Source organism: Campylobacter concisus, assembly GCF_003048555.1.
GTDB classification, from domain to species: Bacteria; Campylobacterota; Campylobacteria; order Campylobacterales; family Campylobacteraceae; genus Campylobacter_A; species Campylobacter_A concisus_AO.
The window spans coordinates 1-14,719 of the sequence record NZ_PIRR01000038.1 but is presented as its reverse complement, the minus strand read 5'-3'; the positions used below and the strand labels follow the sequence as shown (position 1 = coordinate 14,719).

General features: G+C 41.0%; 11 protein-coding genes. 4 read left to right on the top strand and 7 right to left on the bottom strand.

Features of this window, described 5'->3' with window-relative positions; translation table 11 throughout:
• Both CVS92_RS07270 and nifJ read right to left on the bottom strand, forming a co-directional pair.
• Positions 1-1,214, bottom strand: a 1,214-nt coding sequence (locus tag CVS92_RS07270) for an RNA-directed DNA polymerase (protein ID WP_107789006.1), incomplete at its 3' end; no start/stop codon positions are given.
• A gap of 91 nt (positions 1,215-1,305) precedes the next feature.
• Positions 1,306-4,872, bottom strand: a complete 3,567-nt coding sequence (nifJ, locus tag CVS92_RS07265) for a pyruvate:ferredoxin (flavodoxin) oxidoreductase (protein WP_107789005.1) — start codon at positions 4,870-4,872, stop codon at positions 1,306-1,308.
• A 167-nt stretch (positions 4,873-5,039) separates the two neighbouring features.
• Here nifJ and CVS92_RS07260 point away from each other — a divergent pair, with 167 nt between their 5' ends.
• From CVS92_RS07260 to fldA, 4 genes are all read left to right on the top strand, one after another.
• Positions 5,040-6,203: a sugar transporter gene (locus CVS92_RS07260; RefSeq protein ID WP_107789004.1), complete on the top strand. Its 1,164-nt coding sequence runs from the start codon at positions 5,040-5,042 to the stop codon at positions 6,201-6,203.
• Positions 6,204-6,335: 132 nt separating this feature from the next.
• The gene (locus tag CVS92_RS07255; RefSeq protein WP_002939277.1) at positions 6,336-6,647 is read left to right on the top strand and encodes a DUF2325 domain-containing protein; all 312 of its coding nucleotides are present in this window, start codon (positions 6,336-6,338) and stop codon (positions 6,645-6,647) included.
• A 3-nt stretch (positions 6,648-6,650) separates the two neighbouring features.
• Positions 6,651-7,364, top strand: a complete 714-nt coding sequence (locus CVS92_RS07250; RefSeq protein WP_107789003.1) for a UDP-N-acetylmuramate--alanine ligase — start codon at positions 6,651-6,653, stop codon at positions 7,362-7,364.
• Positions 7,365-7,375: 11 nt separating this feature from the next.
• Entirely contained in the window at positions 7,376-7,867 is a 492-nt protein-coding gene (gene fldA / locus CVS92_RS07245; RefSeq protein ID WP_072595412.1) for a flavodoxin FldA, read from the top strand.
• A 33-nt stretch (positions 7,868-7,900) separates the two neighbouring features.
• Here the strand turns inward: fldA and CVS92_RS07240 are convergent, their stop codons facing one another.
• From CVS92_RS07240 to CVS92_RS07215, 5 genes are all read right to left on the bottom strand, one after another.
• Positions 7,901-8,638: an amino acid ABC transporter ATP-binding protein gene (locus tag CVS92_RS07240; protein WP_107789002.1), complete on the bottom strand. Its 738-nt coding sequence runs from the start codon at positions 8,636-8,638 to the stop codon at positions 7,901-7,903.
• A complete protein-coding gene (locus CVS92_RS07235) occupies positions 8,638-9,306 on the bottom strand; it encodes an amino acid ABC transporter permease (protein ID WP_107789001.1) in 669 nt (222 codons plus the stop codon). Before CVS92_RS07235 ends, CVS92_RS07240 begins: the two co-directional genes overlap by 1 nt.
• A gap of 23 nt (positions 9,307-9,329) precedes the next feature.
• Positions 9,330-10,082 carry an amino acid ABC transporter substrate-binding protein gene (locus tag CVS92_RS07230; RefSeq protein WP_107789000.1) on the bottom strand — a complete coding sequence of 251 codons (753 nt, stop codon included), beginning with the start codon at positions 10,080-10,082 and terminating at the stop codon, positions 9,330-9,332.
• Between the two features lie 9 nt (positions 10,083-10,091).
• Positions 10,092-10,844, bottom strand: coding sequence for an amino acid ABC transporter substrate-binding protein (locus tag CVS92_RS07225; RefSeq protein ID WP_084041921.1), 753 nt, complete (start codon positions 10,842-10,844; stop codon positions 10,092-10,094).
• Between the two features lie 365 nt (positions 10,845-11,209).
• A complete protein-coding gene (locus CVS92_RS07215) occupies positions 11,210-14,662 on the bottom strand; it encodes an acyl-[ACP]--phospholipid O-acyltransferase (protein ID WP_107788999.1) in 3,453 nt (1,150 codons plus the stop codon).
• Positions 14,663-14,719: the final 57 nt, after the last annotated feature.

Below are 14,719 nucleotides of genomic sequence, written 5' to 3'. Positions count from 1 at the left end.
GCCTCAAATATATCATCGGTAATTTGTTTGATCTTCGCATTATCTGAAAGATTGCAATCAAAGATATTTTCTAATAAAAGAATAAGATATTGATAAATTAGAACTAAATGATGAACAATATTTACAAAATACTGTTTAGCATTTGTAGACATTTTATATTTTAGTAAAATTTTAATCGTATAGTTTAAAATAGCAGCATTGTCCTTATTTTGTTTCATTAGTTCTATTGCGGTATCCATTAATAAGGCGACTGTTTTGTAATTTATTCTTTTGCTACTACCGCTTTTATCATCATAAGTTTCTAGTTTAAATAATTTTAGTTTTCTAGTCCATTCACTATTGACAGGGATGGGCAATTCTAAAATTTCACTTTTTTTATGATTAAGATATAAACCAAATTGCTTCAATTCTTGCGATAAATCTATCAAAAACTGTTCTGCATTTTCTTTTGTTTCTACATAGCAAGAATAGTCATCTATGTTTCTAATATACTCGTATTTTTTAGATATTTTGTTGTCAATGGCAACTAAAATAATCTCTGAAATTAAATTTGAAGTATGTGGCCCTATCAGTAAACCATGTGTTTCATTATTGTTAAGCCATCTAGTTCCTTCATCTATTTTATTATACCATTCTGATTTATTGTGTTGATTCTGTTTGGCTATCTGTTTCCCCACTAGGGCCCAAGAAATAGAATGTGTATAGATACTAGGAAAACAATTAGATATATCCGCCTTTACCAGATACTTTTTACCTATAATAATTTCCTGCTCCGGATTTCCATCTTTTTTGTATTTTTTATAATTCATCTCAAAAATTGATTTAGTATTAAAACGTTTTCTTATATGAATTCTACTAATTTTGTATATATTATTTATTGTCTCGTTTTTAAAATATTCTTTTGTATTTTTCCAGCTATCTTTTAAAATTTTACACTGCTTATAGTATGCAAATGGGCTCGGTATAGCCAAAAGTCTTGGCACATTAATATTTCTCATATTTTCATATTTTATGTAAGAAAAACTCTTTTGTGTAAAACTTGGATTATTATTCTTACAAAAATCATAAAATTTCTTAGATGATAAGAAATTTGGTATTTTATCAGCAAAAAGACCATGACCCAATAGACCCTCAAATAGGTCACTATCTGATATTGCATCCAAGCATTCGTAATAACTTTTTATATCATCTGTGTGTATATCATCGATATTCATCATTAATTCCTTACAAAAACAATTATTCAAAATAGCAGGATTAGTATTTAGCCATCATTAGATGACTAAAATCTAGATTTTATTTTATAAATTAATACTCTTTGTTTATTTCGACCTCATCGCTAAAGTCGGCTAGGCTTAGGCGTTTTAGCTGGCGGTAGCGTCTTTGCGCGTCGGCCTTGTTTTTAGCCAGTAGCTCGTCCGCGTGCTGCGGGTTAGTTTTCTTAAGCGAGTTGTAGCGAACCTCGTTTAGCAAAAACTCCTCGTAAAGCGACCAATCAGGCTCTTTTGAGGTCATTTTGAGCGGATTTTTGCCCTCTTTGATTAGGCGCGGGTCGTAGACGTAGGTCGGCCAGTAGCCGCATTTCGTCGCTAGCTCGCCCTGATCGCCGGAGTAGGCCATGCCGCCTTTTATACCGTGCGCGATACACGGCGAATACGCGATCACGAGGCTAGGTCCGTCGTAGGCCTCGGCTGCGGCGATGGCTTTTATCGTGTTTGCCTGGCTCGCGTTTGAGTTGATCTGCGCTACGAAGATATTTCCGTAGGTCATCGCGATGTAGCCCAGGTCTTTTTTCTGCATCGGCTTGCCGCTAGCGGTAAACTGCGCTATGGAGCCAGCGCGGCTTGATTTTGAGCTTTGACCGCCGGTGTTTGAGTAGACCTCGGTGTCAAGCACGAGCACGTTTACGTTCTCGCCGCTAGCTAGCACGTGGTCAAGTCCGCCAAAGCCGATGTCGTAGGCCCAGCCGTCGCCGCCGATGATCCACTGGGATTTTTTGATGAGATATCTTTTTAGCTCTAAAATTTCTTTTACGCCCGGGATGCTTAAATTTTGCTCCAAAATCGGCGTTAAAATTTTAGCGATTTGCGTCGTTTTCTCGCCGTCGTTTTTATGCGCGATCCAGTCGGAGTATAGCGCGGCTATGGCATTTGGCGCGGCGTCTTTGGTGCGTAGCATTACGTCTTCGATGCGGTGGCGCAGCGTCTCTACCGCGACGTTCATACCCATGCCAAACTCCGCGTTATCCTCAAACAGCGAATTCGCCCACGCTACGCCCTTGCCGTCTTTGTTCGTCGTATAAGGCGTCGAAGGCGCGCTGCCGCCGTAGATCGAGCTACATCCGGTGGCGTTTGCCACGATCATACGGTCGCCAAATAGTCTCGTCACAAGCCCGATATAAGGCGTCTCGCCGCATCCCGGGCATGCGCCGTGAAACTCAAATAGCGGCTGCGCAAAACCAACGCCCTTGACGCTATCTTTGCTCATCAGATCGTCTTTGTAGGTTACTTTTTTAAATAAATAATCGGCGTTTTCCTGCTCGTGTCGCTCCATCTCTTCGGCTAGCGGCACCATGACGAGCGATTTTTCCTTGCTTGGGCAAATTTGAGCGCACAGCTCGCAGCCCGTACAGTCAAGCGGGCTAACTTGGATTTTGTATTTTAGCCCTTTTACCTCTTTGCCTTTGGCGTCTAGGACGCGATCTTGCACCGTTTGCGGCGCGGCGGCGAGCTCGTTTTCATCGATGAGGAACGGGCGGATCACCGCGTGCGGGCAGACGAAGGCGCACTGGTTGCATTGGATGCAGTTGCCCTCGATCCACTTTGGCACCATTACGCCGATGCCGCGTTTTTCGTATTGCGTCGTGCCTGATTTAAAGTGTCCGTCTTCAAAGCCCACAAACGCTGAAACAGGCAAGCTATCGCCCCTGGCGGCGTTGATAGGCTTGACGATTTTTTCTATAAATTCGTCGCCGACGTATTTTTCCTCCGCGCTCGCGTCATCCGTCAAATTTGCCCAAGACGGATCGACCGCGACCTTAACTAGCCCGTCCGCGCCCATATCGATAGCCTTGTAGTTCATCTCCACGATCGCTTCGCCCTTTTTGGCGTAGGCTTTGTGCGCGTACTCTTTCATATATTTTTGCGCGTCGGCAAACGGGATGATGTCGGCTAGCTTGAAAAACGCCGACTGCATGATGGTGTTCGTGCGGTTTTTTAGCCCGATCTCGCGAGCTAGCTTAGTGGCGTTGATGATGTAGAAATTTACCTTTTTAGCGGCCAAAATTTTCTTTACTTTATTCGGCAGTTTAGCGACCGTCTGCTCGGCGTCCCAGATCGAGTTTAGCAGGAACGTCCCGCCCTCGCGGATACCGTCTATAACATCGTAAATTTCAAGATACGCCGCGACCGAGCAGGCTACGAAGTGCGGATTTGAGACGAGATAGGTCGAGCGGATCGGGTTTTTACCAAAACGTAGGTGTGAGCGCGTGTAGCCGCCGGATTTTTTGCTGTCGTAGGCAAAATACGCCTGCGCGTAAAGCTCGGTTTTATCGCCGATGATTTTGATGGAGTTTTTATTCGCTCCCACGGTACCGTCCGCGCCAAGGCCATAAAATAGGCACTCTTTCACGCTTGCGTCGCTTAGCGAAATTTTCTCGCCGACTTTTAGCGAGGTGAAGGTCACGTCGTCTTCGATACCGACGGTAAAGCCGTTTTTGGGCCCCTCTAAATTTAAATTTTCAAAGACGGCTAACATTTGCGCAGGATCAACGTCTTTTGAGCTTAGACCGTAGCGGCCGCCCACGATCACGGGCTGATTTTTACGTCCGTAAAACGCAGCCTTGACATCCAGATATAGCGGCTCGCCGAGGCTTCCGGGCTCTTTCGTGCGGTCTAGCACGGCGATCTTTTCTACCGTCTCAGGCATCACGTCAAAGAGGTATTTTAGGCTAAACGGACGGTATAGATGCACTTTTAGCACGCCTACTTTTTCGCCCTTCGCGCGTAGGTGATCAACGACCTCTTCGAGAGTTTGCGTGACAGAGCCCATCGCGACTACGACGCGCGTAGCGCGCGGATCGCCGTAATAATTAAACGGTTTATAATCTCGTCCCGTGATATTTGAAATTTCTTTTAGATACTCGGCCACGATATCAGGCACGGCGTCATAGTAGCGGTTAGCTAGCTCGCGCGTCTGGAAGTAGATGTCGTCGTTTTGCGCCGTACCGCGAGTTTTTGGGCTTTCAGGGCTTAGCGCCTCGTCTCTAAATTTTTGTAGCGCCTCGCGGTCAAGAAGCCTATCAAAGTGCGCGTAGTCAAGCACCTCGACCTTTTGTATCTCGTGGCTCGTGCGAAATCCGTCGAAAAAGTGCAAAAACGGTACGCGACCCTTGATCGCCGCTAGATGCGCGACGCCCGCGATATCCATGACTTCTTGCACCGAGCCGCTTGCTAGCATAGCAAAGCCCGTTTGGCGACAGGCGTAGATGTCCTGATGATCGCCGAAGATAGAAAGCGCCTGAGCCGCGATAGAGCGCGCGCTCACGTGGATGACGCCGGGTAGCAGCTGGCCTGCGATTTTGTACATGTTCGGGATTTTTAGCAAAAGTCCTTGCGAAGCCGTGTATGTGGTAGTTAGCGCGCCTACTTGCAGCGAGCCGTGCACGGTGCCCGCAGCTCCGCCTTCGCTTTGCATTTCGACTACCTTAACGGGCATGCCGAATAAATTTTTCTTGCCCTGGGCTGCCCACATATCGGTGTAGTCTGCCATCGGCGAGCTAGGGGTTATCGGGTAGATGCCCGCAACCTCCGTAAATGCGTAAGCCGCGTGCGCCGCGGCCTCGTTTCCGTCCATAGTTTTCATTATTTTAGCCATTTTTCCGCCTTAAATTTTCTTACGATTTTTAAAAATCTTTTATTATAGAGATAGTTTCCAAAATCTACTATTAATCTATGTCATTAATAAATTCAGAGAATTTTGCCTTTTAAATTACTAACTTTAAGCAAAATTCCATTACCGTAATGAAAAAATAAGGATAAAATTTGATAAGTGTTCATAGGGTAGCCTATTTAAGGGTTATAGCTCTTGCTTTTTGTGCTTTTATATTTAACACTACTGAGTTTGTTCCAGTACCACTTTTAAGTGATATTGCAAAAGATTTTGACATGAGCACGGCCGATACTGGTCTTATTATTACGATTTATGCGTGGAGTGTCACGATACTCTCTTTGCCGCTTATGCTTTTAACTGCAAATTTAGAGCGAAGATCTCTTCTTTTAAAGGTTTTTATCGTATTTGTTGTAGCTCATACGCTTTGTGCTTTTGCTTGGAATTTTAAAATTTTAATCATTGCTCGACTGATGATAGCTATAGCGCATGCCATTTTTTGGGCTATCACTGCTTCACTTGCTGTTAGACTAGCTCCGATAAATAAAAGCTCGCAAGCTCTTGGATTGCTAGCTCTTGGTACATCACTGGCGATGATACTTGGTCTACCACTTGGAAGAATTTTAGGTGATGCACTTGGTTGGCGTGTGACCTTTGGGCTGATCGGAATTTTTGCTGTTGGTGTTGGAGCTTGGCTATATAAAATTTTGCCACTTCTGCCAAGTAAAAACTCAGGCTCACTTAAAAGCTTGCCAGAGCTTGCAAGAAATGGCCTTTTGATAGTCGTATTTTTACTAACTGCAATTATCATAAGCGCGCATTTTAGCACCTATAGTTACATTGAGCCATTTGCAAAAGACATCAGTGGCTTTGATGGGAAATTTATCACAATATTCTTGCTTATATTTGGCGTTGCTGGTGTAGTTGCAAGCCTGCTTTTCTCTAAATTTTATAAGCTTATTCCAAATGCATTTTCTGCAATTTCTATCATGCTTATTTTATGTTGCTTGCTTTTGTTAAATTTTATTGCTAAAAATGAAGTTTTAATGCTAGTCTTGGCCTTTATTTGGGGGCTTGGCATAGCTGGTGTAAATATGAGTTTTCAAATAAAAGTGCTAAATTTAGCCTCAAACGCTACTGATGCCGCAATGGCGATATTTTCGGCTATTTATAACATAGGCATCGGAGCAGGGGCGCTAATAGGGCATCAAACGATAGTTCATTTAGGCGAGCAAAATATCGGCAATGTTGGTAGTTTTTTTGCCGCAAGCGGACTTATCATATTTTTGTTTGCGGTATCTAAGGTTAAGAGAATTTAGATGTTTAAATATCTAAGTAAAACGTTACAAATTTCTACATATAAGTGATAATAAATATCATAACTAAGAAAAATTTTAGTTAAGCTTCCTTATAATCATTATCAGAAAATAAATAAATTTTAGGAGCTTATTATGTCAGTTTTAGTTATCGGTGCAGATGAAATAACGCCTATCAAGGCAGTTTTACATGATTTGGGAGCTGAGAAGATAGAACACTGGGATGCTAGAAATGAAAATCGCGTAAATCGCAAGCCAATCCCTCAAGATACCGAGTGTGTGGTGATGCTAACTAGTTTTTTAAACCACAACACGATGAAGACTATTAAAACTCAAGCAAAAAAGAGAAATATTCCAATTGTTTGTGCAAAAAGAAGCGTTAGTTGCGTATTTTGCGAGTACTGCAAGGTCTTTGGGCTAGATAAGGAATTTGGATGCAAAGAATAATCAATGAGATTCGGGCTTTTATCAGATATTGGCGAAATAACTCCAAATATTTTTGCAAAGCTTGATAGGCTTTCACGTGCAAAAATTTTTATTGCACTTTATAATTCTGGCGTAGAAAGTGAGCTAAAAATTCCGCTTTCTTACGCTAAATTTCTAAATTTTAAAGAAATTTTTGAGGCTAGGGTAAATTTCCTACTTCGCGAAAAATGTCTAAATTTTAAGCCAGCAGATCGCTTTTGTTTTTCATCAAATATCATCATAAATGCTTATTTAAAAGGCGACTTTTCAAAGATCAAATTTATAGCAAAAGAGCCAAAAATGGCGGCTGCAAAGATGATAAAAATGCTTTATGCAAGTGGGAAATTTGAGTTTTGTATCGATGCGGCACAGATGTTTTGTCAATTTGTTTATGATAAAATACGCCTCCGCCATCAAGACAAAGAGGTCGTGCTAAATGGCGGTGTCATTTCGGTCAAAAAAGATGGTAAAAATTTACTCAGTGTCATGCCAAGCTTTAAAAAAGTGAGCTTTGATGATATGAGAAATTTAAACGACGATATAGATAGAGCCGTAGGTGTGCTTGGTCACGAGTGCGAGATGGTTTATATCGTTTTTCCTAGAAATGAGGAATTTAGGCGACACGTTGAGGTTAGGCACTGTTGTGCGAGAGGTTTGATCAAGCTTGTGCCTTATACGATTATTAGTAAAATTTTTTAAAAAGGATAAAGATGATAGGTATAGTTTATGGAAGCAGCATGGGAAATACCGAAGATGCAGCAAAACTTATAAGTGAGGGTCTAGGCCTTGAAAATGAGCTTTTAAACGTTGCTGATGTAGACGCAGCGAAACTAAATAGCTTCGATAAGCTCATCCTTGGTACATCAACCTGGGGTAGTGGCGATCTTCAAGATGACTGGGATGCGTTTGACTTTAAAGCATTAAATCTAAGCGGAAAAACAGTCGCTGTTTTTGGTATGGGTGATAGCGAGAGCTACTCTGATGAGTACTGTAACGGCATGGCAAAGCTTTACGATGAGGTCGTAAAAGCTGGCGCAAAAGTAGTTGGTGAGGTTAGCACTGATGGATATACATTTGATGGCTCTGATGCTGTAAGAAATGGAAAATTTGTAGGCCTAGCACTTGATGCTGATAACCAAAGTGACAAAACTGAGGGTAGAATTTCAGCTTGGATAGAGCAGATAAAGCCTCACTTTGCTTAATGTAATTTTAGCTAGATTTTCTAGCTAAAATTTTCATATATCCATAGCTGAGATGAAGCTTTTTATTCTTTCGTTTTGGCTATTGAAAAACTCATCTACCAAGCCATCAAATGCGATCACGCCTTTATCTAAAAATAAAATTCTATCAGCTATCTTTCTAGCAAAATTCATATTATGAGTGACAATGATCATAGACTTTTTCTCTTTTGCAAGAGATAAGATGACCTTTAAAACTTCAGCCTCAAGCTCTGGATCAAGAGCACTTGTAGGCTCGTCAAGTAGCAAAAAGTATGGATTTACAGCTAGGGCTCTAGCGATGGCTACACGCTGTGCTTGTCCGCCTGAGAGCCTGTTTGGATAGGTATCTTCTTTGTGGCTAAGTCCTACTTTAGCTAAAAGCTCTTTTGCCTCTTTTATTGCTTCGTTTTTATCCTTTTTTTGAACATAGATCGGAGCTTCGGTGACATTTTGAAGCGCTGTTAGGTGTGGAAAGAGGTTGAAGTTTTGAAAGACCATGCCTGTTTTTTTGCGAATTTCTAAAAGCTCTTTTGAGCTAAGCTTCTCTTTAAAATTTACGCTCTTGTCATCTATCTCTAAAACACCACTTTGTGGGATCTCAAGTAAATTTATGCATCTAAGAAGCGTTGATTTGCCACAACCAGATGAGCCAACGATTACGGTCGTTTGTCCTTCTTTGAAGCTTGTATTTATGTTATCTAGCACTAAATGATCGCCGTAAGATTTGCTTATATTTTTAAAATTTATAGCCATTAGACATACCTTGAGACAGCTTTTTCAAGCCTTGATTGAAGATAGGTTAAGAGTGTGCAAACCACTAGATAGATAAGTGCTGCTAGGATGTAGAGGATGAGTGGCTCAAAGGTTCTTGCTGCGATCCTTTGAGCGACCATAAACATATCAACCATCGTTATAGAAGCCGCTAGTGAAGTGTCTTTAACAAGGCCTATAAATGTGTTTGAAAGCGGTGGCAACGAGATCCTCACTGATTGAGGTGCGATGATACGCTTTAAAATTTGATAGTGTGTCATGCCAAGCGATGTGGCAGCCTCCCACTGACCTTTTGGCACAGAAAGTATGGCAGCCCTTACAGACTCAGAGGCATAAGCGCCAACATTTAGGCTAAATGCGATAGTCGCCGCACTCCAAGTATCAAGCGTGACACCGATGCTAGGAAGTCCGTAAAATACAATAAAAAGCTGCACAAGAAGTGGCGTGCCGCGAAATATCCAAACGTAGGTGGCAAATATAAATTTTAAAATTTTTATATTTGAAAGCCTCGCTACTGCTGTGATAATGGCGATGACAAGCCCTAGCGAAAACGAGAGCAAAGTAAGTGGGATCGTCACCTTTAAAAGTGCAATGATCATCGGTAGCGTCGAGCTTGAAACAAGCTCGATCACTCTATCTAAATTTTCCATTTTTGCCTTGTTGGTTTATAAATTTATTTTGAGACGTCTTTGCCAAAGTAGCTTTTTGAGATAGCTTCTAGTTTGCCTTCTTTTGAAAGTTCATTTAGAGCATTTGAAATTTGCTCTGCAAGTTCGGCGTTGTCTTTTTTAACAGCTGCTGCTGTGTAGTCTTTCTCATCAAGTGAGGCGGCTATCTTTACAGGTGCGTTTGGACGCTCTTTTATGAAGTCGTAAAATACGATGTTGTCTCTTACAACAGCATCTACGCGTCTTGATATAAGAAGCTCCATACTTTTAGCAAAACTATCTGTTATGACGTGTTCAGCGCCGTATTTTACGGCTACTTTTGCCCAGTTGCTCGTAGCTGAGTCGGCATTTCTTTTGCCTTTTAGGTCGGCAAAGCTTTTTATGTCGTTATTATCTTTTCTAGTGATGATGGCACCAAATGTTACAGTATAAGGCACTGAAAAAGCATATTTTTTCTTTCTCTCATCAGTTATGCTTACTTGATTAAATACAACATCGGCCTTACTAGCGTCAAATGCAGCTAGCATCGCATCCCAAGGAGCTGTTAGAAACTCAACTTTTAAATTTAGTTTTTGCGCTACCGCTCTTGCGATATCTACATCGTATCCTACTAGCTCATTTTTATCATTATAAAATGTAAAAGGAGCGTAAGTACCTTCAGTTGCTACTGTTAGCACGCCATCTTTTATAGTTTTTGCTTGTAAATTTAGAGCCATTGCAAGCACAGCTACTACTTTTAATAAATTTGTAAATTTCATTTTAATCCTTTATTTTGAAATATCTTTTCCAAAATATTTCATCGAAATTTCACTTATCTTGCCCTCGGCTTTTAGTTCATCAAGCGCTTTGTTTATCGCTTCTAGTAGCTCGGTGTTGCCTTTTTTAACGATTGCAGCTGTTGGCATCGGCTCGTTGCTTGTGTATGCGATTTTTAGTGGCGCATTTGGGCGTTGTTTGATGTAGTCAAAAAATGTAACGTTATCGTTTATCGTATCATCAGCTCTTTTTGAGATGATAAGCTCCACGCCTTTGCTAAAGCCATCAGCTACGACCACTGTTGCGCCGTTTTTCTCGGCTATCGCTGCCCAGTTGCTAGTAGCAGAGTGTACACTCTTTTTGCCTTTTAGATCAGCAAAACTTTTGATGTCGTTGTTATCTTTATGCACGACAATTACCGGATATGGCATAGTGTAAGGCACGCTCATACCATACTTTTTCTTTCTATCCTCGTTTATACTTACTTGGTTAAACACAACATCAGCTTTACCAGCATCAAATGCAGCTAGCATCGCATCCCAAGGGGCTGTTAGAAACTCAACTTTTAAATTTAGTTTTTGTGCTACCGCTCTTGCGATATCTACGTCATATCCTACTAGCTCACCCTTTTCATCATAAAATGAGTAAGGTGAGTAAGTGCCTTCAGTTGCGACGATAAGTTCGCCTTTTTTGATAGTTGAAGCATTTAAATTTAAAGCTAAAAAAGCACCTGCGATCAAGCCAAAAATGGGCTTAAAATTCATTGATTCTCCTTATTTAGAAATATCTTTGCCGAAGTATTTAAGCGAAATTTCGCTTAAAGCTCCTTCTTTGCTAAGCTCATTTAGGGCAAAATTTATCTTAATTAGTAGATCTTTGTTACTTTTTTACTTTATAGCCCATTTATTCGCTATTTGTATGGCGTCATCTTTTATGCTTGCTAGTAAAATTTTATAAAGGTAGAATTTAACAAACAATTGCACGAATTGCACCAAATTTAAAAAGCAATAGAAATTTTTATACAAAACTCTTTGCAAAAAATTTTTAAGATTTATGCAAATGTCAGTCACAACTGCGACCTAGGTAATATTTTGGCGCTATTTTATCACAAAAATAAAAGGGCGGCGCCTCACCCCTCTAAAAGTGAGACCGCTAGAGCTTTTACCCCCTTAAAATCAACCTTACCGCTTGCAAGCGTTGGTATATCATCAACGATAAATATATAGCTTGGCATCATTATAGGAGCTAGGCTGCTCTCTTTTAAAATTTGCTCGATATTTTCAGGCTCTGTGCCACTTTTTACTAAAAGTGCGATCGCTTCACCTTTTTTGCTATCTGGTACGTTTGCACTGCTAAAGACAACGTCGCTCCCAAGTACCTTTGCAAGCTCTTCTTCGACGCTTCCAAGGCTTATCATCTCGCCGCCTATTTTGGCAAACCTTGAGTATCTATCGACGATAAACACAAAGCCGTTTTCATCGATGTGACCTTTGTCGCCAGTTTTATAGTATCTTACGCCGTCTATATGCGTGATGACCTCGCTTGTTTTAGCGTCGTCGTTTAGATAGCCCTTCATCACCTGCGATCCGCCGATGACGATGAGCCCGTCTGTGCCAGTTTCTAGCTCTTCGAGCGTCTCTGGGTCGATTATTTTTATGATAGTGCCAGGTAGAGGCATGCCAACGCTGCCAGGTCTATTAAATGTAAGCTCTTTTAGGCTCTCTTTTTCTAGGATATTTGGCATATTTACAGCAGCTACTGGCGCCGTTTCGGTCGCGCCATAACCTTCATAAATTTCTATGCCAAATTTGAGCCTAAACTCATCTTTTATCTCAGGTTTTAGCTTTTCAGCCCCAGCTACGACCATTCTGGTACTTTGAAACATTAGCGGATGAAGCTTTTTATTTCTTGTGTAGAGCCTAAAGAACGTTGAGGTGCCAAAGATGATGCTAGCGCTGTGTCTTGCGGCCATTTTGCCAATAGTCGCTCCGTCTGTCGGGTCAGGCACGCTTACCATTTTTATGCCCTCGCAAAGCGGCATGAGCGTGGTGACCGTTAGTCCAAATGAGTGAAAAACAGGGAGTGAGTTTAAGATCACGTCATCTTTTTTGAAATTTAGAAGTTCGCTTATTTGCTTAATGTTTGCAAGTAAATTTTTATGGCTTAGCTCGATACCCTTTGGCTCGCCTTCGCTGCCGCTACTAAATAAGATAGTAGCTGTATCTTCTAAGCTTACACGCTTAAAATAGCAAAGCTTGATGAGCCAAACCGGGGCAAAAAAGGCAGTTAAAAGCGCTAAAAATTTCTCTTTTTTTGAGACGCTGGCTGAGAGATCTTCTGCAAATTTAGCCTTGCCACTCATCGCATCTTTTAGATCAAAGCCTTTAAGCGCTAGTTTTTCAAGAAATTTGCTAGAGGTGATGACTGTGTTTATATCTGCCTTTCTTAGAGCGTGATTTAGCGAGGTAACATTAAGCGTGTAGTTTAAATTTACACTTACTTTACCCATCGCAAGAAGTGCCATATTTATTATCGCTGCGATGCTTGAGCTAGGAAGTAATATACCTATATTTTTCTCATCTTTTAGTTCTCGTTTGAAAATTTTGATAAATACTAAAACGGCTGTTATAAATTTCAAGTTGCTTAAATTTAACCCAGTGCTGTCGCTCACGCACTCTTTAAATTTATCCTCTTTTGCGTTGTTTAGCCATTCGCTTGTTAGTGGTTTTTGCCTTGAGATAAAGCTCTCCCACGATGAAAAACTAAGCTCAAGCACCTTTTGCTTCATCTTTGCAGCGTTTATAAATGCGGTTATTGGCTTGCCAAAGGCGACGATGATGTCGCGTCTGCCGTTTTTAGAAGTGAGGTCTTTGTAAAATTTACTAGCTCTTGAAAAGCTAGATCCCCAAAGGCCACGAAGGTAAAATGGCACTATGCAAATTTCTTCTAGATCTCTGATGATAAGCTCAAAGCCCTTTTGAAACTCATTTATCTGTCCGTTGTAGCTGATGTGGCCTTCCGGAAAAAGTGCGACCACTTCGCCATTTTTTAGGCACTCACGCACAAGCTCGATCGACTCTTTGCTAGCCCCTGCGCCTATCGGGATCACTTTGAAAAATTTAAAAATTTGCTTTAGATACCATTTGTTATAGATCGTTCTATACATGACAAATCTTATGCCCCTTGGGCTTGCAGCTTGAAGTACGAGCCAGTCGATCCAGCTGATGTGATTGCCAAGAAGTAATGCGCCTCCACTTTGTGGTAAATTTTGAAGCCCTTCAACGAAAAATCGGTACTTTGTCTTTAAAAATGGCAGTAAAAGTAGCCTTGTGAAAAGATGTGGAAGCTGCAAAATGGCGTAGAAGCTGCCAATTAAGCAAACAAGCGCTGTAAAGACAAAAAGTCCGGTGGTTGAAATTTCAAAATATACTAAGCCTATGCCAATGGCTAAAAATAGCAGCATTGAGACGTTTTGTAAGAAGTTGTTTGCCGCCATTATCTTGCCGGTACTCTTTTGCGGGGCAAAGTACTGAATCATCGCATTTAGTGGCACTATAAAAATTCCACCAAAAAAGCCAAATGCAAATGAGCTAAGGCTCACTACGCCGATGCTTGAGCCAAATGCGAAAAATAAAAGTGAGAAAAATATACCAATAGCGCCCATCGGCACGATACCAAGCTCGATGTGAAGCTTTGACATAGAGCCAGCCACGTATGAGCCAAATGCGATGCCTATGGCGCTTGCTGCTAGAATTGCTTGCACCGCTAGCGAGCTGTCGTCGTTAAAAACGGCTTTGTAATGAGCTGGGAAAGCTGCGATGATGATCTGAGAAATTCCCCAAAATATACTAAGGCCAGCGATACTTAACCAGATATTTTTATCTGACCTTACTTCTTTTAAATTTTCTCTTAAATAGCTAAGGCGAATATATTTTTTAATATCAAAATTTTCGTTTGTTTCGTCTTTTTCATCGATGCAAGGTAACTTATAAGCAAAATACGCTTCAAGTGTGCTAAATACGACTAAAAAGATGCCAATAGGATAGACGCTTTTTAAGATCTCTTCTGAGTTTTCGCCTTGGATGTATAAATTTTCAAATATAAATGAAAATAAAAATGAGCTAAAAAGTATCGCAACGATGGTAAGCGCTTGAATAATGCCATTTGCTGTGCCAAGGCGCTCAGGACCGACTAAAGCTTTGATGATGCCATATTTTGCTGGTGAGTAGATCGCACTTTGAGCGGCTAGTATGAGCGTTAAAGCAAAGGCTACGCCAAAAGCGCCCGCAAGATAGCTAAAAAGCACTGCGACGCTGATAATAACGCCAAAAATGGCACAAATTCTTATGACCTTTATTTTTGCGAATTTGTCGTTTATAAAGCTTGAGGGCGAAAATAAAAAGATAAATGGTAGCAAGATCATTGCGTTTATGACGGCTGTTAGAATAAAAAGTATGTCGCCATCGTATGTTTTTAAAAGAACATTTTGTATGGTTATTTTGTGTGCTAGATCGACGCTTGCATTTAAAAATGCGATCGCAAGGTAGGGCAAAAAGCCAGCAACTTTTAATAAACTCATCATATAAAGACCTTTGTGATTTTAAAAATTTTGTAAATCTAACAGCAAAATATTTAAAAT

What these genes read in the sequence shown, in the direction of transcription:
- CVS92_RS07255 (WP_002939277.1), top strand. Translation starts at nt 6,336, where the DNA reads ATGTCAGTTTTAGTTATCGGTGCAGATGAAATAACGCCTATCAAGGCA.
- fldA (WP_072595412.1), top strand. Translation starts at nt 7,376, where the DNA reads ATGATAGGTATAGTTTATGGAAGCAGCATGGGAAATACCGAAGATGCA.
- nifJ (WP_107789005.1), bottom strand. Translation starts at nt 4,872, where the DNA reads ATGGCTAAAATAATGAAAACTATGGACGGAAACGAGGCCGCGGCGCAC.
- CVS92_RS07235 (WP_107789001.1), bottom strand. Translation starts at nt 9,306, where the DNA reads ATGGAAAATTTAGATAGAGTGATCGAGCTTGTTTCAAGCTCGACGCTA.
- CVS92_RS07240 (WP_107789002.1), bottom strand. Translation starts at nt 8,638, where the DNA reads ATGGCTATAAATTTTAAAAATATAAGCAAATCTTACGGCGATCATTTA.
- CVS92_RS07225 (WP_084041921.1), bottom strand. Translation starts at nt 10,844, where the DNA reads ATGAATTTTAAGCCCATTTTTGGCTTGATCGCAGGTGCTTTTTTAGCT.
- CVS92_RS07250 (WP_107789003.1), top strand. Translation starts at nt 6,651, where the DNA reads ATGAGATTCGGGCTTTTATCAGATATTGGCGAAATAACTCCAAATATT.
- CVS92_RS07215 (WP_107788999.1), bottom strand. Translation starts at nt 14,662, where the DNA reads ATGATGAGTTTATTAAAAGTTGCTGGCTTTTTGCCCTACCTTGCGATC.
- CVS92_RS07230 (WP_107789000.1), bottom strand. Translation starts at nt 10,082, where the DNA reads ATGAAATTTACAAATTTATTAAAAGTAGTAGCTGTGCTTGCAATGGCT.